Origin of the sequence: Methylocystis sp. SB2 (assembly GCF_049817085.1) — a bacterium.
GTDB classification, from domain to species: Bacteria; Pseudomonadota; Alphaproteobacteria; order Rhizobiales; family Beijerinckiaceae; genus Methylocystis; species Methylocystis rosea.
The window spans coordinates 3,079,867-3,105,957 of record NZ_CP187401.1; the positions used below are offsets into that span (position 1 = coordinate 3,079,867).

Below are 26,091 nucleotides of genomic sequence, written 5' to 3' on the forward strand. Positions count from 1 at the left end.
GCGTCGCCTGTGCGACAAGCGCAAGCCTCGTCTGCCTTTTTTGTGAATTCCCTGTGTCGGCCACGCGAATGCGCGTGCGCCGAACCGACCCACGCTGTCGCGAATCGCGCTAAGATCGCCCATGGCTTCAAAACCCGATCTGTTCAGCGGCGCGCCGCGCAAGGCGCCCGCGTCGAAACCCGCCCCAAAACGCGGGCCGGCGGAATATTCCGCCGCCTCGATCGAAGTGCTGGAGGGGCTCGAGCCCGTCCGCCGGCGCCCCGGCATGTATATCGGCGGCACCGACGAGGCGGCGATGCATCACCTCTTCGCCGAGGTGCTGGACAACGCCATGGACGAGGCCGTGGCCGGCCATGCGACCTTCATCGAAGTGACGCTGGAAACTGACGGCTGGCTCACGGTCAACGACAACGGCCGCGGCATTCCGGTCGAGTCCCATCCGAAATTTCCCAAGAAGTCGGCGTTGGAAGTCGTGATGACCACGCTCCACGCGGGCGGCAAGTTCGATTCCGGCGCCTATCAGACCTCCGGCGGCCTGCACGGCGTCGGCGTCTCGGTCGTCAATGCGCTGTCCGAAAAGCTTGAAGTCGAAGTGGCGATCGCCGGCCAGCTTTACGGCCAGGAGTTTTCGCGGGGCCTGCCGCTCGGCAAGCTCAAGACGCTTGGCCGCGTCAACAATCGGCGCGGCACCAAGGTGCGCTTCAAGCCCGACGCGCAGATTTTCGGCGCCGGCGCGCATTGGAAGCCGGCGCGGCTCTTCCGCATGTCGCGCTCCAAAGCCTATCTCTTCGGCGGGGTCGAAATCCGCTGGCGCTGCGATCCTTCGCTGATCGACCCCGGCGCCGATACGCCGCCTGAGGCGGTGCTGCGCTTTCCCGGCGGCCTGAAGGATTATCTGGCGCGCGAGATTCACGGGAAGGAACTCGTCGCCGATCAGCCCTTTGTCGGCAAGATCACGCGCGAAGGCGGTCATGGCTCGCTCGAATGGGCGGTCTCCTGGCTCGCCGAGGATGACGGCTTCGTCCACTCCTATTGCAACACGATTCCGACGCCGGACGGCGGCACGCATGAGGCCGGGTTTCGCGCCGCGCTCCTAAAGGCGCTCAAGGATCACGCCGAGCGAGTCGGGCAGGCCAAGCGCGCCAAGGACATCGGCGCCGATGATCTCATGGGCCAGTCGGCCGCGATGATCTCGGTCTTCATTCGCGAGCCGGAGTTTCAGGGCCAGAACAAAAGCCGGCTGATGAGCGCCGAAGCGGCGCGCATCGTCGAGAGCGCGGTGCGCGACGCCTTCGACCATTGGCTCGCGGGCGCCCCCTCGCAGGCCAATAAGCTCTTGGACTTCGCCGTGGAGCGCGCCGAGGAGCGCCTGCGCCGGCGCGCCGAGAAGGACATCGCCCGCAAGACCGCGACCCGCAAGCTGCGGCTGCCCGGCAAGCTTGTCGACTGCACGAATAATTCGGCGCAGGGCTCGGAGCTGTTCATCGTCGAAGGCGACTCCGCCGGCGGCTCGGCGAAGGAGGCGCGCAACCGCACGACGCAGGCCATTTTGCCGCTGCGTGGCAAGATTTTGAATGTCGCCTCGGCGACGAAGGACAAGCTCCTCGCCAATCAGCAGCTCGCCGATCTGACCCAGGCGCTCGGCTGCGGACTGGGCGCCCATTACCGCGATGAGGATCTGCGCTACGAGAAGGTGATCGTGATGACCGACGCCGACGTCGACGGCGCGCATATCGCCTCGCTGCTCATCACCTTCTTCTATCGGCAGATGCCGCGCCTCATCGAGAACGGCCATCTCTATCTGGCGCAGCCGCCGCTCTACAAGCTGACGCAAGGCGCGAAGACCGTCTATGCGCGCGACAATGAACATCGCGACGAGTTGATCAGCAAGGAGCTGACCGGGAAGGGAAAAATCGAGACCGGCCGCTTCAAGGGGCTTGGCGAGATGAGTGCGGCTCAGCTCAAGGAAACGACGATGGACCCGAGCAAGCGCACGCTCCTCAAAGTCGTCGTCGAGCCGGAAGATCGCGAGGAGACAGCGGACTGCGTCGAGCGGCTGATGGGCAACAGGCCGGAAGCGCGCTTCGCCTTCATCCAGGAGCGCGCCGCGTTCGCGACGGAGCTGGTCGATATCTAACCGCTCGCGCTGCGGCGCATCTGGGAGTATGCTGCCGGCCTCCCAACAGACAGGCGCCGCGTGACCGACACGGAAATTCGCCCAACGACGACCGAGGATGCGCGCGCCCCGCGGTCCTTCTGCGACGAGCAGGCCTTCGCCCTGGAGCGGATGCAGCTTGCGCTCGACGCCGGGCGCACCGGCATCTGGGACTGGAACCTGCTGACGGGCGAAGTCCATATCGACGAGCGCGTGCGCCGCCTGTGGGGCCTTCCAGAAGGCGTTCCGGCGAGTTTCGAGATTTTCCGCAGCGCGCTGCATCCGCAGGACAAGAAGCGTACGAAAGAGGCTGTCGGCGTCGCGCTCGATCCCACGCACGAGGGCGATTACGAGATCGAATATCGCGTCATCGGTCAGACCGACCGCATCGAGCGCTGGGTCTCGGTGCGCGGCCGCACTTTTTTCGACGAAGGCCGCGCCGTCCGCATTCTCGGCACCGCGCGCGACATCACGCCGCGCAAGCAGCGCGAGCAGCATGTGCGCGTGCTCCTGCGCGAACTCGTGCATCGTTCGAAGAACCTGCTCGCGGTGGTGCAGGCGATGTCGCGGCAGACGGCCGCCGGTTCGCCTTCGGTCGAAGATTTTCAGCGCAAATTCGGCGCCCGCCTGCAGGCGCTGTCGATGGCGCATGATCTGCTCGTGTCGCAGGATTGGCGCGGCGCCTCGATGCGCGAATTGGTGCGCGCTCAGCTCGCCTATTGCATGGACGTGCCACAGGGCGACGTGTCGTCGCGCGCAACGATCGATGGCCCGAAAATCATGCTGAAGCCGGAGGCGGCGCAGAACATCGGCCTCGCTTTGCATGAACTTGCCACGAACGCGCTAAGTTTTGGCGGCCTGTCTCGGCCGGACGGCGCCGTCTCGCTGACATGGCGCTTCGAAGACGGGCGGCTCAATATCGAATGGCGCGAGAGCGGCGGCCCGGCGGTGGCGATGCCGCCGCGCGAAGGCTTCGGCCATAAGGTCATCAAGCGACTTGTCGCGCAGGCGCTGGATGGGACGGCGACGCTCAACTTTCCGCCCGATGGATTGATTTGGACGCTGTCGATTCCGGCGAGCTACGCGACCGTCAGGGATGAGCAGGCGTAACGCCTCGCTGCGCACAGAACGCTTCGTAGTCCTGAGCGTTTTGCTGCGCATAGAGCATCGCGAAGGACGCGAGCGCGTCGTCGAATGCCTCGCTTTTCCCCATGTATCCCAAAAGAGTCGCCGCATCGGTGGAACGCGCATGCGCGCGCGCCAAGGTGCGCCCGCACAGTTTCGCGTAATCGAGCAAGTCACGACGCTGCAGCAATTCGGTCAGCCCGCCGAGACGGCGCGTCTTCAGCTGACGCAGGTAGAATTCTCGCTGCGAAGCCGGGTCGCGCGTGGGGCCGAGAAAAACGTCGGTCGCCGCCTGCATCATGCGTTGGCCTCTGACGACGCGCTCGCCCTGAACGCCGGGCCAGACGCCCAAGCCAAAGCGCTCCAGCACGGATTGCTTCGCTTCTTTCACCTGGATGAACAGGGGCTCGTCGTCCGGGCTCATAAACAGCGCGATCGTGCAATAGGTTCCGAGGCTGCCGACGCCAACGGCCTTGAAAGCGATGTCGCACAAACGGTAGCGGCCCAATAAAGCGGCGGCGTGCGGTGGCAAATTCGCGAACGCGGCGGCTATGAGCCCGTTGACATCGAATTGGTTGGCGACGCTTTCGTTGAAGTGAAAGAGCCGCGGTGGCCTATCTTCGATTCGCAAATCGCCGTTTGCTCCATTCGAAATCTTCGGAAAATCGTCGGCGTGATCGTCTTCGTCCCCACGCGCGGACTGAGCGGCGTGCGCAACGGCGGGAAGAACTCGGTTACGGAGTTCCGCGACGACATCACGTAGCGGCACGCGGGTGTTCCAGGCCTGGAGCGGCGACATGGCGGCGAGGTCTGTCACGGCCCTGCGGTAGGCCTTAATGGCGGCGCGCGCCGTTGATCTTGAGGCTCGCTCACTTTTACCTGCGCAAAGCGCTGCGACGACGACGCTTGTCGCGAAGCGGCGCAAATCGACCGTGACATCGACATTGGGCAGCGTCTCGTCGAAATCATTGAGATCGAAGAGCGGATGTCCTTCCGGCGAAACGAAGGCGCCGAAATTCATCAGATGACAGTCGCCGCAGACCTGCGCGCGAATTCCTGGGGCCGGCAGCGCCGAAAGATCGGCGGCCATGACGTCGGCGGCGCCGCGTAGAAAAGCATGAGGCGATTTGGCCATCGACTCGCAGCGAAGCGGAAGTAGGGATTGAATCCGATCGCGCTCGGTTTCGGCGATGATCGCGAGAGCGTTTCGGTTTGCGGCGGGCGTAAAGTCCGCCAGCGACTCGCGCGGGAGGATCTTGCGCAGGGTCTTTCCTGCCGCGTAGCGCGCGCGACGGTTGGAGCTTTCTGTATGCGCAGCGCCGTCAATGATCATGATCAGCAAATCCTTCAGCTCATAGAATCAACGCTTAAAAAAAATCTCGTCAGCCGGCCATCCGATCAACCCAGCAGATCGATCAGCGGCCCGATCAGCGGCGCGTCGGCGGGCGGCATCGGATAGTTGCGCAAATCGCGGGCGCGCGCCCATTTCACCGCTTGGCCTTCCGTCGGCGAAATAATGCCCTCCCACTTACGGCAGACGTAAAGCGGCATCAGAAGGTGGAAGTCGTCATAGGCGTGGCTCGCGAAAGTCAGGGGCGCGAGGCAGGGCGTGCAGACCCGCACGCCAAGTTCTTCTTCGAGTTCGCGCGCGAGGGCATCCTCCGGCCGCTCGCCGGGATCTAGCTTACCGCCGGGAAACTCCCACAGACCGGCGAGCTGCTTGCCTTCGGGGCGTTGCGCAATGAGCACGCGATTGTCGGCGTCGACGAGCGCCGCCGCCACGACGAGCAGCAAATTCACCGGAGCGCTCAATTGCCGGAGAGAACGACTTTCACCGGGCCGTTTTCCTTGCCGGTGAGCGTCACTTCTTCATACATCGCGCCGCCTTCAGGCGTGGGCGCATCCTTCGGCTTCCAGATGAGCTGGGTGGTGAGATAATAGCGTCCGGGGGCGACATTCTCGAAGGTGAATCGTCCGTTCGACTCCGTCGTCGTCGTGCGGGTCAGAGAGGCGTATTGCGTGTCCGGCTCGACCTTCGGGATTGACGCGGCCGGCAGGAATTTCACCGAGCCGTAAAAATTCTTGATGCGGCTCTGCGCATAGGTCGTGGCCGGTATCAGCCTTACGGTTTCGCCGGCGGCGTAGCGCACATTCGATTGCCCCGAGCCATCGCGCAGAAAGGCCTGTCCGGCGATGACGCCCCTGCCGGGCGCTCTGATGTAATTCGCCTGCGACGGATCGAAGCCGACGCCCGGCTCGGGGCCGCGCCCGGCGTTACATGCTGAAAGCATGGCAAGCGGCGCGACGAAAAGAAGCTTGACGCAACGCATGACAATAACGCTCCACGAGAACGCTGCTCGCACACTTTGACCGGCGCCGACGCCGCACGTCCCCAGATCAGACCGGCGAGGCGGCTTCGGCGGCGATGAGGCAATCTAGCACGTCATGCATCGTTCTGACGACTGCGACGCACAGCGACCGCTCAGCCGCCGTCGCTGGCGCGAGGTCGGGCACCATGATGGTCATCGCGCCGGAGGCCGCGGCGGATCGAACGCCGGCAGGGGAGTCTTCGAGCGCCAGACAATACTGGGGCGCGACAGCAAGCTTCTCTGCGGCCTTCAGAAAGGTTTCCGGCGCCGGCTTTGCGTCCTTCACCATATCCGCCGTGACCTGCGCCGCGAAATAATTCAGAAGACCGGCGCGCTCGAGCTGGCGTCTTGCAATCTCGCCGCTCGTCGACGTCGCGACGGCCATGGGCGTGGCCCTGGACTGAAGATGCGCCAAGAGTTCGCGCACCCCGGGCTTTACCGCAACGCCATCGCGGGTCAGCGCGCCGAAGCGATCCTCAAACAGGCCGTCGAAACGCTCCCGCACGAAACCGCCGCCGAACCGGCTTTCCATCAGCGCGTAGCAATTCGACCAGGGCGTTCCGAGCATCTGGAGAAAGAACCCGTCGTCCGCGACTAACCGCATGGCGGAACATGCATCGCTGATCGCGCGCAAATAGAGCCGCTCCGTGTCGAGGAGCGTGCCGTCCATATCGAAAATCGCGGCGCGAACCGCGTTCGGCAGAATCATCCGGCGGATCAGCTCCTGTAATCGCCGTTGATCGCGACATAGTCCTTGGTGAGATCGCAGGTCCACACGGTCGCCGCGCCTTTGCCGAGTCCAAGATCGACGTTGATGACGATATCGTCGCGCTTCATGAGCTGCGACACTTCGGCTTCGTCATAGTCCGGGTCGCGCAGCCCCTTGTGGGCGACGCGCACGCCGCCGAACCAGATCGCGAGCCTGTCGCGATCGGCCTTCTCGCCAGCCTTGCCGACGGCCATGACGATGCGGCCCCAATTGGCGTCCTCGCCGGCGATCGCCGTTTTCACGAGCGGCGAATTGGCGATGGAGAAGGCGACGCGCTTCGCCGCCTTGGCGCTATCGGCGCCCGTCACCGTCACTTCAACGAATTTGCGCGCGCCTTCGCCGTCCTTCACCACTTGATGGGCGAGATCGAGCAGCACGGCGTCGAGCGCGCGCTTGAACTCAATGAGCCGCTTGTCGCGCGCTTTTTCGATCTTCGGCGCGCCTCGCGTCTTCGCCGCGCCTGTCGCAAAGAGCAGCAGCGTGTCGGAGGTCGACGTGTCGCCGTCGACCGTGATGGCGTTGAAGCTGCCCTTTGCGCCGCTCTCAAGCATCGTCTGTAGCGCCTCGGCGCCGATGGCGGCGTCGGTGAAGACGAAGGCGAGCATCGTCGCCATGTCGGGCGCGATCATGCCCGCGCCTTTGGCGAAGCCGCTGATCGTCACTTCGACGCCGGCGATCGTCGCCCTTCGGGTGGAGAGCTTCGGATAGGTGTCGGTCGTCATGATGGCGCGCGCGGCGTCCAGCCAGCCGTCGGGCCGCGCCTCCTGCGCGAGCCTCTCCAGCACGCCATCGAATTTATGCGCGTCGAGCGGTTCCCCGATGACCCCCGTGGACGCCAGAAAAATCTGCCGTTCGGGCGCGCCGGTCGCCGCGGCGGCGAGCTTCGCCGAGAATTTGACCGCCTGTGCGCCGGTCTTGCCGGTGAAGGCGTTGGCGTTTCCCGAATTGACGAGCAGCGCGCGCGCCTTGCCGCCTTTGAGCCGGTCGCGGCACCAGTCCACCGGCGCCGAGGGACATTTGGATTTGGTGAAGACGCCCGCGACCGTCGTTGCCGAATCGAGCAACGCCAGCATCACATCGGTGCGTCCGGCGTAGCGCACGCCCGCGGCGCCGACGGCGAAGCGAACGCCTTCGAGCGGCGGGATTTCGGGCGCGGATGTCGGCGCGAGCGGCGAAACGGGAGCGTCGTGAGCCATTTTCAGCCCTGAGAGTCGGAGTTGATCTGCGCGGTTTGGACCCTGCGCGAGTCGCGCGTCAAGGCTGTGACTGGCGGCGGGCCTGCTTTGTCACCTCGCGCATCGAGGAATCATGTCCCGCGGGATGGGCCGTTAGACGGGGCAGGGGCCGGCCTCGCTGCTGCGTGGGCCAGCCCCTTATTCAGGAGATCTGCTGTCCGTCCAAGTGGCCTGCCCTCAGAAAGGGTGAGGGCGCGTGGGCGCTTACTTTTTCTTCGGCGCTTCGGCGGGCTTTTGCGCCGGAGCCGGCTTGGCGCCGGGCGAGCCCTCGGCCGGCGCGTCGGCGCGTTCGATCTTGGCGCCGTCGCGCAACTTCATGACGAGTTCGCTCTGCGCCTTCTGCACGACATAGCGGGCGACCTGATCCTTCACCTCATCGAGCGGCGGGAAGACTTTCGGGCGCTTCTCGTCGAGCTTGATGACGTGCCATCCGAACTGCGTCTTAATCGGATCGGAGACCTGACCCGGCTCCATCTTCGCCGCCGCGTCGCCGAACTCCGGCACCATGCGGTCCTTCGTGAACCAGCCGAGGTCGCCGCCCTTGGCGCCGGGGTCCTTGGAAAGTTCGGTCGCGACTTTGCCGAAATCCTCGCCGGCCTTGATGCGCTTCAGCGCGGCCTTCGCCTCTTCTTCGGTCGGCACCAGAATGTGGTGCGCGTGATATTCCGTTTCGGGCTTCTGGTTCTTCGCCGCTTCGTCATAGGTCTGCTTGACCGCCGCGTCAGTCGCCGCATTCTTGGCGACGTCGCCGAGCAGCGTCTCCATCAGCGCCTTGTCGCGCAAATAGGCGAGCTTTTTGGCGAATTCCGGCGTTTCGGCGAGCTTGTCGGCCTGCGCCTTCTGCACGACGAGCTGCTCGTCGATCAGGAAGTCGAGCACATAGGTTTCACGCGCCTTTCCTTCGAGCTGACGCGGAATGGCGGCGCCAAGATCCTCCATCGCGAGCTTCAGGTCCTCGTCGGTGATCTCGACGCCATTGACCTTGGCGAGGGTTTTCGCGACCGCAGATGTCGCGCCGCCGGCGCTCATCGCCAGCAGGGCGGCGAGCGCGGTCGCTCCGAGCGCGGCGCGGGCGAGAGAACGCGCATTCTTGCGGGCGTGAGACATGATGTGCTCCAAAAAGAGGCCAGGGCGGCCCTGAACAAAAGCGGCCGTCGCCGCCGGCGGAAAATGCTCCTGCGCGAGGAATCCGGCGTATCTATGCCCGAGGAGCCGGTTCTGACAACTCCCGGCTACGCCGAAACCGGGCGCTCGGCGACCTCTCCGACCACGCTCGTGAAAATTTCCCGGGTTCGCTTCTGCGTATCGGCGAGCAGCGCTTCCAGATTGGAAAGATCTGGCGCGTCGCCAACGCGCAGCAACAGCTCCGCCAGTCCGCGTGGGGCGTCAGCGGGACGGAAAGCGTCGTCGATGGCGAGCCGCAGCAATTGCGTCAGCCCTTGGTAGAGCTTTGAGGCCTCCGCGAGCGCGTCCGCCGCGCCGGCGTCGAGAAACCCGGCGTCTTTTACACGCTGCAGGGCGACCGTTGTGTTCGTTGAAAAAAGCTCAGGATGCTGCGGGCCATGCAGCAGCATCAAATATTGCGCGACAAACTCGACGTCGATCAATCCGCCGGGGACCTGCTTGACCTCCCAAGGGCTTGTCGCGCCCTTTTCCTTTTCGATCCGCCGGCGCATGGACAACACGTCGTCCTTGAGTTTTTGCGCGTCGCGCGGACGCGTCAGCGCCACGCGGATCGCCGCTTCGACGCTTTGTGTGAACGACTCGGGACCGGCGACGACGCGGGCGCGGGTCAAGGCCATGTGCTCCCATGTCCACGCTTCATGGGCCTGATAATCCGAAAAGGCGGCGAGACTTACTGCGAGCGGTCCGCTGTTGCCGGAAGGGCGCAAACGAAAATCCGCCTCATAGAGCAGGCCTTCGGCCGTGGGAGCGGAAAGGGCGCTGATCAGCCTCTGCGTGAGACGGCCGTAATATTGCTGCGTTGAAATCGGCCGTCCGCCGCCCTTTGATTCCGCCAGTGGGTCGGCGTCGTAGAGCAGCATCAGATCGAGATCGGACGCGGCCGTCATCTCGCATCCGCCAAGCTTGCCCATGGCGACGACCGCGCAGGCGCCGCCATCGATCGTTCCATGCGTTTTGGCGAATTCCTCGCAGACGCGCGCGAACAGACGAGCGATCAGCGTTTCGGCGAGGCGGGTATAAGCGAAGCCGGCCTCAGCGACCGACACGGATCCGGTCAGAATGCGTACGCCGATGAGGAATTTCTGCTCCTGTCCGAAGATGCGGGCGCGGTCGAGCGCGTCTTCATAGGAGCGCGCCTCGACGAATTGCGAAGCGAGGCGCTCCTCCAGTTCGCTTTGCGTCGGCACCGTCTCGAAAAACGCCGGCTCCATGAGCGCGTCGAGCACGCGCGGGCGCCGGGAGATCGTTTCGGCGAGCTTGGGCGCCGCGCCCGTAATCGCGGCAAGCAGTTTGAGAAGCCGCGGCTGCGAGACGAGTAGGGAAAAGAGCTGCACCCCTGCCGGCAGTTTTGCGATGAGTCTGTCGAAGGCGAGAAAGGCGGCGTCGGCGTTCTCCGTCGCGGCGATGGCTTCGAGCAGGATGGGCGTCAGCTCCGTCAGCCGTTCGCGCGCGATGGTCGAGCGGGTCGCGGCATAGCGGCCGAAATGCCAGCCCCGAATGGTCGCCGTCACCGTCTTGGGGTTGGCGAAACCCATATTCGCGAGCGTCTCGATCGTTCCCGGATCGTCGTCATCGCCGGTGAAGACGAGATTTCCGGCCGACGAGGTGAGCTGCGGCGCGCTTTCAAAAAGCTTCGCATAATGACTCTGCACCACGTCGAGCCGCTTCAGCAGCGCCTCGGCGAAGTCGGCGTAGCCTGAAAACCCCATCATGGAGCCGATGACGGCGACTCCGTCTTCAGTCTCGGGCAGCGTGTGCTTCTGCTCGTCGGCGACCATCTGAATGCGATGCTCGACGTCGCGAAGAAAGAGATAGGCTTCGCGCAGATCGTCGCGCGCTTGCGGCGCCACCCAGCCGCTCTCGACGAGTTGGTCGAGCATCGCCAGAGTCGAGCGCCCGCGCAGGCGCCGATCGCGCCCGCCGGTGATCAGCTGCTGCGTCTGCACGAAGAATTCGATTTCGCGAATGCCGCCGCGTCCGAGCTTGATGTTGTGACCGGCGACGGCGATCTTGCCATGTCCCTTATGCGCGTGAATCTGCCGCTTGATGGAATGGACGTCGGCGATCGCGGCGAAGTCGAAATATTTGCGCCAGACGAAGGGCGCGAGCTCCTGCAGAAATTGTTCGCCAGCGAAGATGTCGCCCGCGACCGGCCGCGCCTTGATATAGGCGGCGCGCTCCCAGTTCTGGCCCATGCTTTCGTAATAGCTCAGCGCCGCTTCGAGCGGGATGGCGATCGGCGTTGCGCCCGGATCGGGACGCAGCCGCAGATCGGCGCGAAACACATAGCCGTCGACGGTGCGCTCGCTCATGATCCGCACGATCCGCTTCGTCAGTTTGACGAAGAAATCGACGTCCTCCGATGGGTCGGCGAGGCGCGCGCGCGAACGGTCGAAGAACACGATGAGATCGATGTCGGAGGAGTAGTTCAGCTCAAAGGCGCCCCCCTTGCCCATGCCGAGAAAAATCCAACCCGATCCGCGTTCGGGGTCGCGCTGATCGGCGAGTTCGATCTTGCCGGCGAGCGCAGCGGCGCGCAGGGTGAAGCGGATGGCGGCGGAAAGCGTAGCGTCGGCGATCCGCGTGAGCGCCTGCGTCGCCTCCGGCATGTCCCAGACTTTGGCAAGATCGGCGAGGGCGATGACGAGCGCGGCGTCCTGCTTCGTGAGGCGCAGCAGGCGCATCAGCTCGGCTTCGTCTTGGGTTTCGATGTTTCGCGTTTCTTCGATGAGCGCTTCAATGCGCTGCGCGGGATCGCTGATGAGGATGCGGGCGAGCCGCGCCGGATCGCGGGCGGAAAGGTCGGTCAGATAGGGCGACGCGCCCAATACGCCGAGCAGCAGATCGCGCGCTTGCGGCCGCTCCAGCAAAAGCGCCGCGAGCGCGCCATCGGCGGCTCCATCCTTCTCCAGCACGCGGGCGAGCGCCTCTTCGGCCCTCTTCGCGTCGAGAGGCTGAATGACGACCTTGGCGCGGTCGATGAGCGAATGTTCGGTCGGCGTCAAAATCTTTTCCCGGCTGAGCCGTCGATGCGGCGCTGGCCCTTCGGTATAATCCCGCGCGTCGCGCAAATCAGCCCCGGCGGGCCAACGGCCCCGGGGCGTCTCTAATTTCAAAGCAACTGCGGGGAAATTCATGTCGCAAGAGGATGTCGCGCAGCTGCTTTCCCGCATCGCGGGGGCGCTGGAGCGCTTGGCTCCGCCGCCGCCGTCGGCGCCGGATTTCTCCGTCGCCGAGGCGTTCGTCTGGCGCGCGGCGGGAGGGGCGTTCCATCCCGTGCGCCGGGTCAATCGCGTCGATCTGGCGCTGCTCAAGGGCGTCGACCGTCAGCGCGACATGCTTCTCGCCAACACCAGCCGCTTCGCGCAGGGCCTGCCCGCCAACAACGCACTCATGTGGGGCGCGCGCGGCATGGGCAAATCCTCGCTGGTGAAGTCAATTCACGGGGCGCTCGCCGAGAAGGGGCTGAAACTCATCGAAATCCATCGCGAGGATATTGAAGCGCTGCCCGCGCTGCTCGGCGCGCTGGCGCAGGCGCCCTTCCGCTTCATCGTCTTTTGCGACGACCTGTCGTTCGACGGCGCGGAGACGAGCTACAAGGCGCTCAAGACCGCCCTTGAAGGCGGCGTGGAAGGGCGGCCGGACAATGTGCTGTTTTACGCCACGTCGAACCGCCGCCATCTGTTGCCGCGCGACATGATGGAGAACGAAAGCGCCACCGCGATCCACCCCGGCGAGGTGATTGAAGAAAAAATCTCGCTCTCGGATCGCTTTGGACTTTGGATCGGCTTTCACAACTGCAGCCAGGACGACTTTCTGGCGATGGTCTTCGGCTACGCCAGTCATTTTGGCCTCAGCGCGCCAGAAGCGACGATCCGCGCCGAGGCGCTGGAGTGGTCGATCACGCGCGGCGCGCGCTCGGGCCGTGTCGCCTGGCAGTTCGTGCAGGATCTCGCGGGGCGATTGGGCAAAGAATTGTCTTAGGATCGTCCGGCGTTTACGCGTCCGCGCCTAAACTTCCCCCGGTTTTATTTTCGCCCTCGCTAGCTTTCGTTCCGCGCCAGGCCTAGCCTGAGCTGGGGCGAAAAAGGGGGGCGGCATGAACTTCAGACATATTGCGCTTATCTCGACCACAATGTTTCTCTCGCTGGTTTCTCTTTCTGGAAGCGCCTCTGCTTTCTGCGGCGTGTTGCAGGCTTCGGCCAGCGGCTATTCCAGAGACGAAGCGCTTTCAAAGGCCAACAACAAGGGGCTCGTGGAGGTTCGAAGGCTCGAAGCGAATTATGGGAGCGGCGCTGTTCATTATCAGCCCGCCAGGTCTTCCTGCCAGGAAGGCGGGAGGGTGACGTGCTTCATCTCCCAGAAGTTCTGCGTCGACAGCGGCCAGCGACAGCGGCCGGGTCGCGGCGAGGAAGGCCATTCGATGCACGGCTGCCCGCCCGGAACGCGGCCCGTTCCGGAAACGGATAATTGCGTGCCTGTACGTAAACGAACGAGCGAATTTGAAAGCCAGCCGTGGAAAAAGCCGGGTTGCCGGACCTGGAAGCAGAGCTGTGACAACGGCGACGCCCGGGCCTGCGGAAGATATGAGTCGACCTGCCAGGTCAATTGACGCGAGAACATTGCGAGACGCCTGCACGGCAGGCGTCTCGGATCGCCGTCTGGCGGATTAATACGGACGCTCCGGCGTGCAGTCCGCCGTCGTGCATCGCGGCTTGTAGGCATAGGGGATCATGGCGCCGACAAGCAGCAGTCCGCCCATAATGATGATCGCCATTTTGTACTTCATCGCGTTTCTGCTCCGACAGCCTTCGACCTTCGGCTTGATTTGCAAAATCCCACGTCGCCCGATGGGCGTCTGTGACTTTGTCCTCATCGCCGCGTGGGGCTGCAAGGATCGGAAGATCAGAGCGTCTTGGCTTTGAACCGGCAGAGATCGGCGATCAGGCAGCGCGGGCAGTCTGGCGTGCGCGCCTTGCACACATAGCGTCCGTGCAGAATGAGCCAGTGATGCGCGTGCAGCAGATATTTCTCTGGCGTAATCCTCGCGAGTCCTGCTTCGACCTCTTCGGGCGTCTTGCCGCTTGCGAGCGGCAGCCGGTTGGAGACTCGAAAGATATGCGTGTCGACCGCGATCACCGGCTCGCCGAAGGCGACATTGAGCACGACATTCGCGGTCTTGCCGCCGACGCCTGGGAGCGCGGTCAATTCCTCGCGCGTGCGCGGCACGTCTCCGCCATGCCGTTCGATCAGCAATCGTGACAGGGCGACGATATTTTTCGCCTTGGCGCGGTAGAGGCCGATCGTTTTGATCAAATCGCGCACGCGCTCCTCGCCGAGCGCCGCCATTTTGGCGGGCGTGTCGGCGAGCGCGAAGAGCGCGGGAGTCGCCTTGTTGACCCCTGCATCGGTCGCTTGCGCCGACAGCACGACGGCGACGAGCAGCGTGAAGGGGTTTTTGTAACCGAGTTCGGTCTTGGGTTCAGGATTCGCGGCTGCGAGACGCGCAAAAATCTCTTCGATGCGCGCAGCTTCAGCGGCCGCCGGCCGCCGGCCGGCTCGTGGTTTTTTAGCGACGCGCGCGCGCTGACTGATTGTTTCCGCCATCGGCGCGTTATAACTTTTAGAATCTGAGGGACAAAGCCGGCAGGAGAAATGTCCGACCCCTTCGAGCGGAAAATTTACGAAGCGCGGCTGACGCCGCATCGGTCGATGACGCCGCACGCCTTCTACCTTTTCATCATGATTTTTTGTTTCGGACAGGCCTTGTTTGCGCTGCCCTTCTTCTTCATGGGCGCCTGGCCCGTCGCCGGCTTCATGGGCCTCGATGCGGTCGGACTCTATTTCGCCTTCCGCGCCAGCTTCCTCGCCGCCCGCAGTCATGAGACGCTCGACCTTACGCCGCTGGAGCTGGTTTTCGCGCAAATCGGCGCGCGCGGACAGCGAAAGGAATGGCGCTTCAACCCTTCCTGGGTGCGGCTTGAACAGACGGTCCACGAAGAATTCGGGACGGAGCGGGTGGCGCTGATCTCGCGCGGCGAATGCATCGAGATCGGCGCCTTTTTAGGCCCGGATCAGAAAGCGGAGCTGGCGCGCGAACTGAACCGCGCGCTCATCGACGCGCGCATGGGCGCCCGTTTCGGCTAGAACGTACGTGCAGCGTGATCTAGCGTCGCTGGCTCAGCATGGCGTCGGCTTCCCGCATCAGCCGCGCCTCGTGCCGCTTATAGTAGCGCCAAAGCACAAACAGCCCGATGACGAGTCCGCCGACGAGCGCCATGGCGATCGGGCCCTCGATTTTTTCGAAGCCAGCGGTGAGGTAATAAGCGCCAAAGCCGAATACGCAGGCCCAAACGACGCCGCCCGTCGCGTTATAGATGAAGAAGCGGCCAGCCGGCATATGGTTTGCGCCTGCGAGCGAGGCCGCGAGAATGCGCAGCAGCGCGACGAAGCGGCCAAAAAAGACGATCGCGCCGCCCCAACGATAGAAGAGGTATTGGCCTAGCCGCAGCTTCTCCGGCCCGAGGCCGACATGACGGCCGTAACGTTCAAGAAGCTTCGTTCCGTATTCCCGCCCCAGCCAGTAGCCGATATTGTCGCCGACGATCGCCCCTGCAGCGGCGGCAACGACGATATTTTCGATGGCGATCGCTCCGGAGAGGCGCGCGAAAATTGCCGCGCCGACGAGCATGGTTTCGCCGGGCAGGGGAATGCCGGCGCTTTCCAGGGCCACGACGATAAAGATCGCCCAATAGCCGTAGGTCGAAAGGATGGCGGCGATCTGCGACTGATCGAGAAAATGCGTCATCCCTGGCCCGGAAAGTGTCTCACGTCACTCTCATGTAGGCCTAAACGCGCAAATGGCGACGTCGCCGAAGCGAGGTCGCCATTTTTGGGACGTCAATCGAAAGGGTCAGTGATATTGCAGCGCGTTCTCTCGCGCGGCGCTGAAGGCGTAGGGCGGCGTCGCCGCCATAGCCTCGGTGTCGAAGACGAAGGGGTCGCGCTCCAGCGCCACTTGAAGGACCTCCCGCAATCCTCGCAGCAGAGGCTGGTCGTCGCGGACGACCTTGGCCCGAAGCGCCTCTTGCGCGGCTTCATCCGACCGGCACGCGAAATCGCGCACCGCCATCGCGACGAATCTGCCGACGCTGACGCCTTTCTCTTCAGCCGCTGCTCGCACGCGTTCGGCGAAGCCGCCGCCAATGCAAGCCAGGGCGGCATGCGCCACCTTGTCGTTCGAGCAGGAATTGATCAGATCCACGATGACCATGACGACCTCCGCCCTTGAACGTTCCATTTTGGAACCCTTTGTTGGCCGCGCGTTGCTTTATCTCCGCGACATCACAGTTTCCTCGCCCGTTGGGGCGTTCGTTCCCCCCAAGCTATACAGTCAAGCTGAACGTTATCTGTATTGAAAAACTTCCGCATCCTACGATCGGATGGGATCTCTCAAGCCCGGCGAACAAGGCTGTCGGCGCAAAAGCCGAGAGACTTTGCTCACATGCCGCGCGCTGCTGGCTTCTAACTGAAGGCCGTGACAGCTTCACGACGAAGTCCTCCGGTATATCAATAACATAGTGATCAGCCGAGCTGAGGCCGCAGCACGACTCGGGACTCAACTCGTGGCTAGAGCAATAGTTCCGAGAAGCTGAAAAATTCGTAGCTGCGGCGCAAAAGATCTTGTGGCGCCGCAGTAGCCTCGCCTCTACCAAGCGCCGATGTTGGGCGCCGAAACCCAGGGTTCCGTTGGCGGCAGCGGCGCGCCCTTTTGCAACAACTCGATGGAGATCAAATCCGGCGATTGCACGAAGGCCATATGGCCGTCGCGCGGCGGCCGATTGATCGTCACGCCCGCCGCTTTCAGCCGCGCGCAGACGTCGTAAATATTCTCAACGGCGAAGGCGAGGTGACCAAAATTCCGCCCGCCGGCATACGCATGTTCGTCCCAGTTATGGGTGAGTTCGATCGTCGGCGCTCCATTTTCCTTGGCTTGCGCGGCGTCCTCTGGCGCGGCGAGATAGACGAGCGTGTAGCGGGCCTTCTCATTCTGGGTGCGGCGCACCTCCTGAAGACCGAGCATGCCGCAAAAAAACGCCAGCGCGCGGTCGAGGTCGCCGACTCTGATCATGGTGTGCAGAAATCTCATATGCGGGCTCCTGTCTGATGCGTCCGCCATTAATAGCGTTCCGCTGGCGCGGATTTGCGCCCACGCCGAGCGCCTGCTAGAGCGCTGGCGCTCCCCAACATAGGTGCGTATCGACGTGACCGAGACGAAGGCTCTTCCGCGAGCGGCGACCAGCGTCAAGCTGGCGGCCGCCAAGGCGTCGATCGCCGCCAGCGCTTTGCTTGCGGCGGCGAAACTCGCGGCCGGTCTGTGGTCTGGCTCGCTCGCGCTGCTGTCCGAGTCGGGGCACGCCTTCGTGGACACCGGCGCGACAGTGCTGACCTTCTTCGCGGTGCGCGAAGCAGAAAAGCCGGCGGACGAGGAACATCACTATGGCCATGGCAAATATGAGGCGCTGGCCGCGCTGATCCAAACCGGCTTCCTCTTCGGCCTCGCCTTGTTCATCGTCGGCGAAGCCTGGAGGCGGCTGCAGGAGACGGATGTCGTGATCGACGCCGGCTGGCCAATCTATGGCGTTCTGGTCGTCTCGATCATCGTCGATTTTGTGCGCTCGCGGCAGTTGCGGCGGATCGCAAAGGAAGAGGGCAGCGACGCTCTGGCCGCTGACGCGCTGCATTTTTCGAGCGATCTGGTGTCATCGGCGCTGGTGCTGCTCGGTCTCGTTGCGGCGCATTACGGGTTCGAGCGCGGCGACGCGCTCGCCGCCTTGGGCGTCGCCGTTTTCATCGCCGTCGCGGGTTTTCGATTGGGCCGTCGCACCATCGACACTTTGCTCGACGCCGCGCCACGCGAAATGGCGCCGCATCTCGAGCGGGCGATCGTCGACGTGCCGGGCGTCATCGCGATCGATTCGCTGCGACTGCGCACGATTGGCCCTGACATCGTCGGCGAAGCGACGATTGGCGTGTCGCGCGGCTTGCGCGTCGAGCAGGCGGCGCGCATCAAATCGGCCGTCGCCGAAGCGATCGCCACGGTCACGCCGCGCGCCCGGATCACGCTGTCGATCGAGCCAAGGGCGCTTGACGACGAAACGATCGCGGAACGCATCCTGCTGGTCGGGGCGCGTCGCCACATTCACGCCCATCATGTCATCGCCCAGCAAATCGAGGGCAGGCTATCGATCGGCGTCGACGTCGAACTCGATGGCGCCATGCCGCTCGGCCGCGCGCACGCGATCGCCGCCGACTTCGAGAGCGCGTTGCGCGACGAATTTGGCGCCGACGCTGAAGTCGACACGCATATCGAGCCGCTCGAGCTGCAATTGCTCGCGGCGCAGGCCGCCGACCCCGCCATCGCTGGGGCCATCAAGGCGGCGCTGGCGCGCGTCGCCGCTCAGACCCGGCCGCCGGCGCACGTGCGGGACGTGCGAGTCCGCAAAACGGCGGGAGGCATCGTCGTCAACTTCCGCTGCCGGCTGGACGCGGCCGTTTCCGTGCAAAGCGCCCATGATGCGCTTGACGAGATCGAGCGCCGCACACGCGAGGAGTTTCCATCGATTCTGCGCATCGTCGGCCGCGCCGAGCCGGGCGATCGCTCAGCCGCCGCATAGCCAAGGATGCCCGCTTCGTCTATGAGAGACGCCATGACACAGCAGTCGGACGCCGCCGCTGACATCGCATCATTGCCCTTCGAACAGGCGATGCAGGAACTTGAGCGCATCGTCGCCGACCTGGAGAAAGGCGCTGTCTCGCTCGACGAGTCGGTAAAGCTCTATGCGCGCGGCAAGGCGCTGCAGGCGCGCTGCGAGGCTCTTCTCGCCGAGGCCGAAGCGCGCATCGAGAAAATCACGCTTGGCGAAAACGGCCAGCCGACAGGAGTCGCGCCCTTCGACGTCGAATAGACGTTAATCCAACTGTTCCTCCTCCGCCGCCTCTCGCGACAATCTGTGGACGCGGGCCATGAACGCGATCGCGATGAGCACGGCGATCGGCATCGCGAGGGCGGCGACGAGATCGGCGGAGACCTGCGGCGGAAGGGCGCCGGCGGCCTTGAGCCCCTTAGCGATAAAGCTGAAGAGCCCGGTGAGAAAATAGGCGAGCCCGGCGATCGTGATTCCCTGCACGATGCGGTTGAGCCGCATCTGCAACCGCGTGCGGCGGTTCATCTCTTCAAGCAGCGCGCCGTTCTGCCGCTCCATCTCCAGCGTGATGCCGGTGCGCATCAAATCGGTCGCGCGCTCGACCTGCGCCGAGAAGCGCGTTTGGCGCGCCTCGACGGCGATGCAGGTTTCGATCGCCGGATCGAGTCGCGCGCTAAGAAACTCAGAAATCGTCACATATTGTCCTTCGCGCCGTTCCTGCAGCTGGGAGAGGCGGTTCTTCACCAGCGCGCGATAGGCGCGGCTCGCGTCAAAACGAAAGGCCGTGCGCGTCGACAGCGCCTGACTGCTCGCGAGCAGGTCCGAGAGCCGCTTCAGCAAAAGGTAATTGACGCGCATATCATGCGCTTCGTTCAGCGCTTCGGTGATGCCCGACAGCTCTCGCTCCATGATGGCGAGTTGCGGCGACACTTGCCGCGCGAGCGGCAGCCCGAGCAGCGCCATCGTACGATAAGTTTCGATCTCGAGGACGCGCTGCGCGAGACGGCCGGCTTCGAAACGCGGCAGCGCCTTTCCGCGGATCAGCATGCGCGTAAAGCCGTAGGCGTCGACGGCGAAGTCGGTCAGAACCTGCGCGTCGCGATCTTCGACGCCGACGACGCACAGACTCTGCGAATTGAAATAGGATGCAAGCTCTTCGACCGATCGCGCGCCGTCGACGACGCAGAGCTGCGTCGCGACGATGAGAACGCCCGGCGGCTTAAAGGAGATTTCGCCGGCTTTGAACGGGTCGGCATGCGCGAAGGGGATATCGGCGCCGACGCCAGTCGACCAGCTGTAGGTGGTGAATTCGCTATGTTGCTCCCAGCGAAGCCGCCAGTCGCCAAAGATAAAGTAGTGGAATCGCGCGCCAGGATCCGGCGCCAGCACGCCATGCGCGAGCGCGAGCGCGCCGATCGCTTCACGATCGGCGGCCGCCGCTTCGTGGTCCGTGGCGAAGGCGTAGTGATAGATGCGCCGCGGCGCGTCGAGCGGCAGGAACGGCCGGGCGTGCAGCTCCGCGAGAACGGCCTCGCGGAAGGGATGCTCGCGGAGAGTCTTGGGTTCGTCTTCGCTGATTTCCATTGCGTCTCTTGGCTCGCATTGGCGGGCTGTATCGTTCACGCGACTGAATTCCTATTCACCGGCCTGGGGCTCAGGTGATGACGCTCGGCGCAGCGCGCTGCGTATAGCGTTCAATGGCGGCGAGTTCGCGCGATAGGCCTACGAGATCGGCGAGCGCCGCCTCCGTCTCCAGATGCTGCCGCGCGGGATCGGGTTCGTAGCGCTCGATATAGACCCGCAGCGTCGCGCCGGCCGTGCCGGTGCCCGAGAGCCGATAGACGATCCGCGAGCCATCAGTGAAAATCACCCGCAGGCCTTGATGCTTCGAGTCCGAGCCGTCGACCGGATCGTGATAGGCGAAGTCGTCGGCCGTCGCGACGTCAAGGCCGCCGAAATATTGGCCCTTGAGAGTCGGCAGACGTTGGCGCAGCGCGTCGATCAACGCATGGGCGCCGTCGCTTGCGACTTCCTCATAGTCGTGGCGCGAATAATAATTGCGCCCATAGGTCGTCCAATGTTGTCGGACGATGGCGTCGACGCTCTCCTTGCGCGCCGCGAGAATGTCGAGCCAGAACAGCACCGCCCATAGCCCATCTTTCTCGCGCACATGGTCGGAGCCGGCGCCGGCGCTTTCCTCGCCGCAGATCGTCACGAGACCGGCGTCGAGCAGATTGCCGAAATATTTCCATCCCGTCGGCGTCTCGAAGAGCGGAACGCCGAGCCTTTCCGCGACGCGGTCGGCGGCGGCGCTCGTCGGCATCGATCGCGCAATTCCTGCGATCCCCTTGCAATAGCCCGGCGCGATCGTGGCGTTGGCGGCAAGGATCGCGAGACTGTCCGAGGGCGTGACGAAACGGCCGCGGCCGATGATCAGATTGCGGTCGCCGTCGCCATCCGACGCGGCGCAAAGATCGGGTGCGGCGTCCGACATGGCGAGATCATAAAGATGCCTGGCGTGGACGAGATTGGGGTCGGGATGATGGCCGCCGAAATCGGGCAGGGGCGTCGCGTTGATGATGCTGCCCGGTCGCGCCCCGAGATCCTCTTCGAACAGCACGCGCGCATAGGGGCCGGTGACGGCCGACATGGCGTCGAATGTGAAGGTGAAGCCCGACCGAAAAGCGTCGCGGATGCGATCGAAATCAAAGAGCGTCTGCATCAGCGCTTTGTAATTCGCGACGCTGTCGACGACGTCGACGCGCATGTCGCCGACGCGCGTTTCGCCAAGCCTGTCGATATCGACGTCTTGGGCTTCGACGATCCTGAACGACGTAATCTCGCGCGTGCGCGCGTAGATCGCGTCCGTCACCTTTTCGGGCGCCGGACCGCCATTCGCGACATTGTATTTGACGCCGAAGTCGCCGTGCGGGCCGCCGGGGTTGTGGCTGGCGGACAGCACGATTCCGCCGAAGGCCATAAGCCCGCGAATGAGCGCCGACGCTGCGGGCGTGGACAATATGCCGCTCTGTCCGATGACGGCGCGGCCGACGCCGTTGGCGGCGGCGATCTTCAGGATCTTTTGAATCGCCTCGCGGTTGTAATAGCGGCCGTCGCCGCCGACCACGAGCGTTGCGCCCTGATAGCCCTCCAGACTGTCGAAAATCGATTGAATGAAGTTTTCAAGATAGTGGCGCTGCTTGAAGACATCGACTTTCTTGCGCAGGCCGGATGTGCCCGGGCGTTGATCGGCAAAGGGCGTCGTTGCGATGATGTTCGCCTGTGAATTCCCCATTTTGGAGCGGAGGCCTCGCGTGTTTGTCGGCGCCGCGGGGGGCGCGGCGTCCGCTTCTACAATTCGTCTCGGGCAACGGCAAAAAGGCGGCGCGAGTCACGCGCCGCCGTTCCGACTGTCTGGAGAAATGTTGAGCTTACCAGCCCCAGCCGCCGCCCCAGCCGCCGCCGCCCCAGCCACCACCCCAGCCGCCGCCCCAGCCGCCGCCGCCCCAGCCACCGCCCCAGCCGCCCCAGGGATCTCCCCATCCGCTGTAGGCGGCCGGGTAATAGCCATAGCCATAGGGGTAGCCGTAGCCGCCATAACCGCTCGAAGCAGCGGCGAGGCCGGCGCCGAGCAGGCCGAGGCCAACGCCCGCGGCGATGGCGCCGCCTGGGTTGTAATAGCCGCGCCGGTAGCCGTAGCGCCGGCCCCAGCCGCCGCGATAGCCCCAGCCGCGACGATACCAAACATTTTCGACCGGGCTCGAAGGTGCGACAATTGACCGATCGGGCGCGCTCATCGGCCCGGCGATCGCTTCTTCCGGAACGGCGGTCGCCAATGTCGCGCTGCAGAGCACGCCGGACAGCGCCAATTTCAGGCCTTTTCGCATCGTTCATCCTCCTCCTGGCGCGGTGTCCCGCCGCGCGGCGTCGCGCGCTCCTCTGGAGCTCACGCTGCACTAACAACTTAGTTAGGCGCAAATTGATCCGCTGCGAGAGGCTGAAACGTGACTTTTTTTGGCGTTTACCTTAAGCGCCCGACGTCGCTGTCAGACGCCGACGCCTCGGCGCTGATATCGTGGATCAAATCCAAAAGCCTGCAACGAAAGAAGTCGCGCACGCGAGCGGCGGTCGCCGGATGCTGCTCTAAGATCAAATGAAACAATGGCCGCAGAATCTTGAGCGCCGTGGCCGGCTCCTGCGCGATCGCGCCGGCGGGGCGGGTCGAGGGCGCGAGGAGGGCGGTTTCGCCGATCAGCGTCCAGGGCCGGACGATCTTCGACTGAGGACGTCCGTCGTTTGCGGCGGTCAGCGCGATCGACCCCTCGGTGAGCACATAGCCGCCGTCCGATATTTCGCCGCGTCGAAACAGGACGTCGCCGGCTCGTAGGAGGCGCGTTTCTGCGGAAAGCGCGAGCATACGCAGGGCGTTCGGCTCGAAGATCGAAAAGAGAGGGATGCGCGCGAGATTGTCGATATCGTCGTCCAGCGTCATGTCATTTTGTTCGGCGTCCCCCGCGCTATCTCTACATGCGCCGGCGGCGCGGCGTAAGCGTTAAGACGCGGGGTCTTCTTCGCTGGCGGCGAGCCGGTATCCGTCGCGTTCCGTTTTGAGCCAGCGCGGCTGTTCGGGCGATGGCTCGAGTTTGCGTCTTAGACGGTGAATGTGCGTTTCGAGCGTCCGGGTCGACATATTCGGACCGTAGCCCCACACGTCGCGAAGCAGCGCCTCGCGCGAGACCGCCGCGCCATGGGCTCGCGCCAGCCTCGCGAGAATCGCCGTCTCTTTTTCGGTCAGCTTCAAGCGCGCGCCAGAAGTCGCCCGGAGTTCGCCGGCCTCAAAATGATAGGGGCCGACTGCGGCCCGCGCCGGCGCGGAATCGATGAGCGCCACCAATTCCGCAAAGCGGATGGGACGCGTAACGACGGCGTCGACCCCCAGCGGCGGCGATTTCGGCTCATCGGCGATGAGCACGACGCGGGTCCTGCAGCCCCGCGCGCGCACATCGGCAAGCGCTTTGGGGTCGCAATGGCATTCGTCCATGATCGCCGCATCCGGCCAATCGTCTCCCGGCGCGCCGAGCTGGCCGTCGCGCGGCGCATAGCGGCCGAGCGCGGCGAATTGCTCGACGAGCATCGCCCGCAACGGGGCGTTGGCGGCGATGCTCAAAGTACGCAAAAGGGACATCAGTTGGTGGCGCTCCTCGCGTCAAAAAGGATATTCCTGCTATAGCGCTCGGGCGCGCCGGCGCGCGGGCATATAACGTATCATGCCTCTACGAACGATCCGGACGAAACCAGCTGGACTGGACTTGCTGCGCGTCGCGCGGCGCATTGGCGGCCGCCCGCATGAGGGAAGGCTGATCGCCGGCTCGCTCGTTCTTCCTTGCGCGCTTGGCCGCAGCGGCGTTGTGCGCAACAAGCGCGAAGGCGATGGCGCCAGTCCGGCCGGCCGTTGGCCGCTCCTCTATTTTTACCTGCGCGCGCCAAATCCCCTGCGCCTGCGGTGGCGTCGCACGCGGCCGCACGATCTCTGGTGCGACGATCCGCGCTCCTTTCTTTACAACAAACCGCTGCAGGCGCCGTCGCGCCTCGGCCATGAGGAAATGTGGCGCAAGGACGCGCTCTATGACGCCGTCGGCGTCATGGGCTATAATCTTTGTCCGCGTGTGCGAGGTCGCGGCAGCGCGATTTTCTTTCACATCGCCACGGATGATCTTTCGCCCACAGCCGGCTGCGTCGCATTGCGGGCGCGCGACATGGCGCGGCTTCTGCCGCGGCTGGGACGCAAGCTCGCGCTGTTGATCGAATAGCGCCGAGCCCCCTCCCTGTCCCTCCCCCGCTTCGCGGGAGAGGGGACGCTAACGAGCGGCATTCGCGGGCATTGAATGGCGCGACCGCAGCGTTGAAGCGTGACGCCAGTGCCGATGAAACGCCGAACCTAACTCCCTCTCCCGCGAAGCGGGGGAGGGCTGGGGTGGGGCACAGGGCCGCCATCATCCGCGCGAGTCTGGGAGGGCCACCGCCTCACGCGGGATAGTCGCGCTCGCCCATGATCGCCGAGCCGACCCGGACATAGGTCGCCCCTAACTGGATCGCGAGTTCGAAATCCGAACTCATGCCCATGGAGAGTTCGGCGATTCCATTGCGCGCGGCGAGGTCGGCGAGCAGCGCGAAATGCGGCGAGGCCTGCCGGTCGAGCGGCGGCACGCACATCAGCCCTTCGATTTTCAATCCATAAGCGTCGCGACAGGCGGCCAGAAAGCTGTCGGCGTTTTCGGGAAGGACGCCGGCCTTTTGCGGCTCGGCGCCGGTGTTGACCTGCACGAAGAGCCGCGGGCGTTTGCCGGTCCTGGCGATTTCCTCGGACAGCGCCTTGGCGATCTTTTCGCGGTCGACGCTCTCTATGACGTCGAAGAGCTCGACCGCCTCGCGCGTCTTATTCGACTGCAGCGGGCCGATGAGATGCAATTCGATGTCCGGATATTTTTCGCGCAATTGGGGCCACTTGCTCATAGCCTCCTGCACGCGGTTTTCCCCGAAAATGCGATGGCCCGCTTCCAGAAGCGGCGCCACGTCCTCGGCCGGAAAGGTCTTGGTGACGCAGACGAGGCGAACGGCGCGAGGATCGCGGCCACAGTCCACTGCTGCGCGGCGAATCGCTTCGCGTGTCGATTCGAGGCGATCGGCGGCTCCCATGGCGCGAAAAATCGCGATTTCGGCGGCCGGGTCAAGCGCCGAATTTTTTACGCCTTCGCAGCGCGGAACTTCGCGCAGTCCGGCGCGTTAAGCTTGCGGCGGGCGGAAGGGCGGGCGAGGGGCGGTATCGTCGCACACGTTATTGAGAAACGCGTCCCGCCTACCAAGGATTGTTCCCACCGAATTGGAGGCCGATAATGGTCAATGACAGCCTGACTTACGACGGGCGCACGATGCAACTGCATCATCTGCGCCGCAAATGGGGATGGATCGTCGCGCTCGGCGCGCTCATGCTCGCGGGCGGACTGTTCGCACTCTACGACGTCACGACCGCCACGCTCGTGACCGTGTTCTATGTCGGCGCGGCGATGCTCGTCGCCGGCGCGATGGAGATTATCACGGCCGTTCAGATCCGGCCCTGGACCAGGGCGCTGCTCTGGGGCGCGATCGGGCTGATCACGATTGTCGCGGGCTTTCTGGTCTTCCGCGATCCTTTGCTCGCGGCGGTGTCGTTGACGGCGATCATCGGCGTCGCGCTGATCGCCGCCGGCCTGTTCAAGCTGATCCTCGCCTGGCACATCCGCGACGTCGGCCCCTGGGGCCTCGTGGCGTTCTCGGGCGTGATCAGCATCGTGCTGGGCGGAATGGTCCTGGCCCAGTGGCCGATGTCAGGCCTCTACATCCTTGGCCTCTTCCTCGCGATCAATCTGATCTTCGAGGGCGTCAGCTGGATCACCGTTGGGCTTTCGGCGAAGGCCTGAGTTCATGGCGAACTGTAGGGGGCCGTGCTGGCGGCCCCCGAGCTTTTTCGCGCTTCTGCGAATGGCTCCTCCCTTTGACATCCCTCCGA

26 protein-coding genes are annotated in these 26,091 nt (G+C 64.3%); 9 read left to right on the forward strand and 17 right to left on the reverse strand.

Annotation, left to right across the window (positions count from 1 at the left end; genetic code table 11):
- The first annotated feature begins 121 nt into the window (after positions 1–121).
- Entirely contained in the window at positions 122–2,137 is a 2,016-nt protein-coding gene (parE, locus tag ACPS74_RS14985) for a DNA topoisomerase IV subunit B (protein WP_029648675.1), read from the forward strand.
- Positions 2,138–2,197: 60 nt separating this feature from the next.
- Positions 2,198–3,265 carry a sensor histidine kinase gene (locus ACPS74_RS14990; RefSeq protein WP_029648674.1) on the forward strand — a complete coding sequence of 356 codons (1,068 nt, stop codon included), beginning with the start codon at positions 2,198–2,200 and terminating at the stop codon, positions 3,263–3,265.
- Here ACPS74_RS14990 and ACPS74_RS14995 read toward each other — a convergent pair.
- The 7 genes from ACPS74_RS14995 to ACPS74_RS15025 all read right to left on the reverse strand — a co-directional run bounded on the left by ACPS74_RS14995 (position 3,246) and on the right by ACPS74_RS15025 (position 11,843).
- Positions 3,246–4,613 (reverse strand): DUF2252 domain-containing protein, encoded by a 1,368-nt coding sequence (locus ACPS74_RS14995; protein ID WP_029648673.1) that lies wholly within the window; start codon positions 4,611–4,613, stop codon positions 3,246–3,248. The two genes, ACPS74_RS14990 and ACPS74_RS14995, sit on opposite strands and share 20 nt — an antisense overlap.
- 65 nt (positions 4,614–4,678) lie before the next feature.
- Positions 4,679–5,080, reverse strand: coding sequence for a (deoxy)nucleoside triphosphate pyrophosphohydrolase (locus tag ACPS74_RS15000; RefSeq protein WP_029648672.1), 402 nt, complete (start codon positions 5,078–5,080; stop codon positions 4,679–4,681).
- Between the two features lie 8 nt (positions 5,081–5,088).
- Positions 5,089–5,610: a carboxypeptidase-like regulatory domain-containing protein gene (locus ACPS74_RS15005; RefSeq protein ID WP_029648671.1), complete on the reverse strand. Its 522-nt coding sequence runs from the start codon at positions 5,608–5,610 to the stop codon at positions 5,089–5,091.
- Positions 5,611–5,677: 67 nt separating this feature from the next.
- Positions 5,678–6,358: an HAD family hydrolase gene (locus ACPS74_RS15010; RefSeq protein ID WP_029648670.1), complete on the reverse strand. Its 681-nt coding sequence runs from the start codon at positions 6,356–6,358 to the stop codon at positions 5,678–5,680.
- An 8-nt stretch (positions 6,359–6,366) separates the two neighbouring features.
- Positions 6,367–7,614 (reverse strand): bifunctional glutamate N-acetyltransferase/amino-acid acetyltransferase ArgJ, encoded by a 1,248-nt coding sequence (gene argJ / locus ACPS74_RS15015; RefSeq protein ID WP_029648669.1) that lies wholly within the window; start codon positions 7,612–7,614, stop codon positions 6,367–6,369.
- Between the two features lie 243 nt (positions 7,615–7,857).
- Positions 7,858–8,760 (reverse strand): peptidylprolyl isomerase, encoded by a 903-nt coding sequence (locus ACPS74_RS15020; RefSeq protein ID WP_029648668.1) that lies wholly within the window; start codon positions 8,758–8,760, stop codon positions 7,858–7,860.
- Positions 8,761–8,885: 125 nt separating this feature from the next.
- Positions 8,886–11,843 carry a bifunctional [glutamine synthetase] adenylyltransferase/[glutamine synthetase]-adenylyl-L-tyrosine phosphorylase gene (locus ACPS74_RS15025; RefSeq protein ID WP_029648667.1) on the reverse strand — a complete coding sequence of 986 codons (2,958 nt, stop codon included), beginning with the start codon at positions 11,841–11,843 and terminating at the stop codon, positions 8,886–8,888.
- Positions 11,844–11,973: 130 nt separating this feature from the next.
- Here ACPS74_RS15025 and ACPS74_RS15030 point away from each other — a divergent pair, with 130 nt between their 5' ends.
- Together ACPS74_RS15030 and ACPS74_RS15035 are read left to right on the forward strand one after the other, a co-directional pair.
- Positions 11,974–12,822, forward strand: coding sequence for an ATP-binding protein (locus ACPS74_RS15030; RefSeq protein ID WP_029648666.1), 849 nt, complete (start codon positions 11,974–11,976; stop codon positions 12,820–12,822).
- 115 nt (positions 12,823–12,937) lie between these two features.
- On the forward strand, positions 12,938–13,450 hold the full coding sequence (locus ACPS74_RS15035; protein ID WP_051381690.1) for a hypothetical protein: 513 nt from the start codon (positions 12,938–12,940) through the stop codon (positions 13,448–13,450).
- 293 nt (positions 13,451–13,743) lie between these two features.
- Here the strand turns inward: ACPS74_RS15035 and nth are convergent, their stop codons facing one another.
- Positions 13,744–14,445, reverse strand: a complete 702-nt coding sequence (gene nth, locus ACPS74_RS15040) for an endonuclease III (protein ID WP_029648664.1) — start codon at positions 14,443–14,445, stop codon at positions 13,744–13,746.
- A 48-nt stretch (positions 14,446–14,493) separates the two neighbouring features.
- Between nth and ACPS74_RS15045 the strand changes: the two genes are divergently transcribed.
- Complete coding sequence (locus ACPS74_RS15045) at positions 14,494–14,985, forward strand: DUF2244 domain-containing protein (RefSeq protein ID WP_029648663.1); 492 nt, start codon at positions 14,494–14,496, stop codon at positions 14,983–14,985.
- A 19-nt stretch (positions 14,986–15,004) separates the two neighbouring features.
- On the opposite strand, the gene ACPS74_RS15050 is transcribed toward ACPS74_RS15045, so the two are convergent.
- From ACPS74_RS15050 to ACPS74_RS15060, 3 genes are all read right to left on the reverse strand, one after another.
- Positions 15,005–15,646 carry a DedA family protein gene (locus ACPS74_RS15050; RefSeq protein ID WP_029648662.1) on the reverse strand — a complete coding sequence of 214 codons (642 nt, stop codon included), beginning with the start codon at positions 15,644–15,646 and terminating at the stop codon, positions 15,005–15,007.
- 105 nt (positions 15,647–15,751) lie between these two features.
- The gene (locus tag ACPS74_RS15055) at positions 15,752–16,138 is read right to left on the reverse strand and encodes a hypothetical protein (RefSeq protein ID WP_029648661.1); all 387 of its coding nucleotides are present in this window, start codon (positions 16,136–16,138) and stop codon (positions 15,752–15,754) included.
- A gap of 408 nt (positions 16,139–16,546) precedes the next feature.
- A complete protein-coding gene (locus tag ACPS74_RS15060; protein WP_029648660.1) occupies positions 16,547–16,987 on the reverse strand; it encodes a VOC family protein in 441 nt (146 codons plus the stop codon).
- 115 nt (positions 16,988–17,102) lie between these two features.
- Here ACPS74_RS15060 and ACPS74_RS15065 point away from each other — a divergent pair, with 115 nt between their 5' ends.
- Positions 17,103–18,515, forward strand: a complete 1,413-nt coding sequence (locus ACPS74_RS15065; protein ID WP_036241402.1) for a cation diffusion facilitator family transporter — start codon at positions 17,103–17,105, stop codon at positions 18,513–18,515.
- A 33-nt stretch (positions 18,516–18,548) separates the two neighbouring features.
- Positions 18,549–18,806, forward strand: coding sequence for an exodeoxyribonuclease VII small subunit (locus ACPS74_RS15070; RefSeq protein WP_029648658.1), 258 nt, complete (start codon positions 18,549–18,551; stop codon positions 18,804–18,806).
- Between the two features lie 3 nt (positions 18,807–18,809).
- On the opposite strand, the gene ACPS74_RS15075 is transcribed toward ACPS74_RS15070, so the two are convergent.
- The 5 genes from ACPS74_RS15075 to ACPS74_RS15095 form a co-directional block, all read right to left on the reverse strand.
- The gene (locus ACPS74_RS15075; RefSeq protein ID WP_029648657.1) at positions 18,810–20,129 is read right to left on the reverse strand and encodes a DUF3422 family protein; all 1,320 of its coding nucleotides are present in this window, start codon (positions 20,127–20,129) and stop codon (positions 18,810–18,812) included.
- 70 nt (positions 20,130–20,199) lie between these two features.
- Positions 20,200–21,840: an alpha-D-glucose phosphate-specific phosphoglucomutase gene (locus ACPS74_RS15080; RefSeq protein ID WP_029648656.1), complete on the reverse strand. Its 1,641-nt coding sequence runs from the start codon at positions 21,838–21,840 to the stop codon at positions 20,200–20,202.
- A gap of 136 nt (positions 21,841–21,976) precedes the next feature.
- Entirely contained in the window at positions 21,977–22,432 is a 456-nt protein-coding gene (locus ACPS74_RS15085; protein ID WP_029651675.1) for a hypothetical protein, read from the reverse strand.
- 134 nt (positions 22,433–22,566) lie between these two features.
- Positions 22,567–23,037, reverse strand: a complete 471-nt coding sequence (locus ACPS74_RS15090) for a cyclic nucleotide-binding domain-containing protein (RefSeq protein WP_029651674.1) — start codon at positions 23,035–23,037, stop codon at positions 22,567–22,569.
- Between the two features lie 60 nt (positions 23,038–23,097).
- Positions 23,098–23,730 (reverse strand): winged helix-turn-helix domain-containing protein, encoded by a 633-nt coding sequence (locus tag ACPS74_RS15095; protein ID WP_029651673.1) that lies wholly within the window; start codon positions 23,728–23,730, stop codon positions 23,098–23,100.
- Positions 23,731–23,812: 82 nt separating this feature from the next.
- Between ACPS74_RS15095 and ACPS74_RS15100 the strand changes: the two genes are divergently transcribed.
- Positions 23,813–24,355, forward strand: a complete 543-nt coding sequence (locus tag ACPS74_RS15100; RefSeq protein WP_029651672.1) for a L,D-transpeptidase family protein — start codon at positions 23,813–23,815, stop codon at positions 24,353–24,355.
- Positions 24,356–24,569: 214 nt separating this feature from the next.
- Here the strand turns inward: ACPS74_RS15100 and ACPS74_RS15105 are convergent, their stop codons facing one another.
- Positions 24,570–25,241 carry a YggS family pyridoxal phosphate-dependent enzyme gene (locus tag ACPS74_RS15105; RefSeq protein WP_029649770.1) on the reverse strand — a complete coding sequence of 224 codons (672 nt, stop codon included), beginning with the start codon at positions 25,239–25,241 and terminating at the stop codon, positions 24,570–24,572.
- A 197-nt stretch (positions 25,242–25,438) separates the two neighbouring features.
- Between ACPS74_RS15105 and ACPS74_RS15110 the strand changes: the two genes are divergently transcribed.
- A complete protein-coding gene (locus tag ACPS74_RS15110; RefSeq protein WP_029649772.1) occupies positions 25,439–26,002 on the forward strand; it encodes an HdeD family acid-resistance protein in 564 nt (187 codons plus the stop codon).
- Positions 26,003–26,091 lie beyond the last annotated feature (89 nt).